The following is a 2,190-nucleotide window of genomic DNA, read 5'->3' on the forward strand; positions in this document are numbered from 1 at the left end:
AACGCGACACTCTTCATCAAGCACCGCCATTGGGTCGTTATCTGAACCCATTTTGCAGCCACATGAAGGGTGATATGCACTTTCAACGTTCTGCTTAACCCATTCGTCAATCGCTTCATCAGAAGTAATATTTAGACCCGGCTGAATCTCTTTGCCTCGGTACACATCCATCGCAGGTTGAGACAAAATCTCACGCGTCAGACGAATACAATCGCGCCAATCTTGGCGATCTTGTTCAGTCGAGATGTAGTTGAAAATGATCTCTGGCTTGGCATGCGGATCAGCAGAAGTGATCGCAACCGTACCGCGACTCTCTGGCTTGTTAGGCCCAACGTGTACTTGGAAACCGTGACCATCAAAGGCCGCTTGCCCGTCGTAACGCATCGCTGCTGGCAGGAAGTGATATTGAATGTTTGGCCACTTCAATCCTTTGCGAGAACGAATGAACGCGCACGATTCAAAGTGGTTAGTGGCACCAAGGCCTTTGCGAGTCAGAATCCACTCTGCGCCAATCATGCCTTTGCTGACTAAACCAAGCTTGCTGTTGAGCGTGATGGGTTCGTTACAGTGATATTGGAAGTACACTTCCAAGTGGTCTTGTAGGTTTTCACCGACGCCACTGAGTTCGTGTTTAAGCTCAACACCCGCCTTCTCAAGTACCGCTTTCGGGCCGATACCAGAAAGTTGCAGCAGTTGAACCGAGCCAATAGAACCCGCAGAAGAGATCACTTCTTTGTTCGCCACGGCCACTTGGGTATTGCCTGACTTTTCAAACTCAACACCAACCGCTTTCAGGCCTGATTGACCTTCTGATGACTGGTCTTTTGCGACGAGTGCTTCAAGTAAGAAACGACGTGCCACGATGCCTTTTTTCAAGGTAAGATTTGAACGCTTCAATGCACGACGTAGATAAGCGTTAGAGGTTGAGGCTCTAACACCCTTGTCTACCGTCATATGCATGGTGCCAAAGCCTTCTTGCTGGTAGCCGTTGTAATCTTGTGTTTCTGGGTAACCGGCGTCTTTACCTGCATCAATGAATGCTTGGTAAAGCGGGTTGAGCTCCATATCGTTACCGTTACAAGTGCCGACAGGGCCATTGTCGCCACGATATTCGTCACCACCTTTATTCCATGATTCAGCACGGCGGAAGTAAGGCAAGCAAGCTTGGTAATTCCAACCGGCTGCGCCCTCTTCTTCCCATTGGTCAAAGTCACAAGCGTGGCCACGAACGTAAACCATGCCGTTGATCGATGAGCTGCCACCCAACACCTTGCCGCGTGGACAATGCAGTTCACGTCCATCAAGGCCCGGTTCTTGTTGGGTCTCAAATTGCCAAGCGTACTTTTCAGTATTCATCGGGTAAGAAAGCGCAGTCGGCATTTGGATAAAAATACTCTTATCCGTACCACCCGCTTCCAATAGTAAAACGCTATGTTCACCGCTTTCCGTTAGCCTATCCGCTAACACACAGCCGGCCGAACCCGCGCCGACGATAATATAATCGTAGCGTTGTTCCATGTTTTGATTTCCCTGAGATAAGTCAGTAGGGCTAGCTCTGTTAAGCTAACCCATAAAATTGAGTGTTACGCGTTAGGCATAAGGGCTGGCGTAGTCGCCAAGTTCAATAAGAATGCTCTTAGTCTGCGTATAGTGGAGTAGAGTCTCTGGCCCGTTTTCGCGGCCAACCCCTGAAAGTTTGTAGCCACCAACAGGCATTTCTGCAGGTGAGTCACCCCATGTATTAACCCAACAAATACCCGCCTGCATTTGATGAATAACACGGTGAGCGCGAGAAAGGTTTTGCGTGAACACACCAGCCGCAAGGCCGTATTTGGTATCGTTAGCACGACGAATCACATCGTCTTCATCGGTGAACTTCAACACTGACATAACAGGGCCGAAAATTTCTTGCTGAACGTGAGGCATGTCGTCATGGCAATCGGTGAATACCGTAGGAATAACAAAGTTGCCGTTTGCTAAGCCGTTGTCCGTCACTTGATAACCGCCAGTCAGCAGGGTTGCGCCCGACTGTTTAGCCAGCTCAATTGCTTCAAGGACTTTTGAAAGGTGTTCTTTAGAAATCAACGCGCCGATCTGAGTCTCCATATCCATTGGGTTACCAATGATTAGCTTCTCAGTGCGTGTTTTAAGTTGGTCGATAAATACGTCATAGATGTTTTCGTGTACATA

At 48.7% G+C, this 2,190-nt stretch carries 2 protein-coding genes; both read right to left on the reverse strand.

The genetic code is table 11. The features are described 5' to 3' along the window. Positions 1-1,518, reverse strand: a 1,518-nt coding sequence (locus AB4496_RS24565) for a choline dehydrogenase (RefSeq protein WP_372132417.1), incomplete at its 3' end; no start/stop codon positions are given. Between the two features lie 72 nt (positions 1,519-1,590). Next, positions 1,591-2,190 (reverse strand): aldehyde dehydrogenase family protein (locus AB4496_RS24570; protein ID WP_372132420.1); only part of this gene is annotated, 600 nt, incomplete at its 5' end.

The organism is Vibrio sp. 10N.222.46.A1, assembly GCF_041473595.1.
GTDB classification, from domain to species: Bacteria; Pseudomonadota; Gammaproteobacteria; order Enterobacterales; family Vibrionaceae; genus Vibrio; species Vibrio tasmaniensis_A.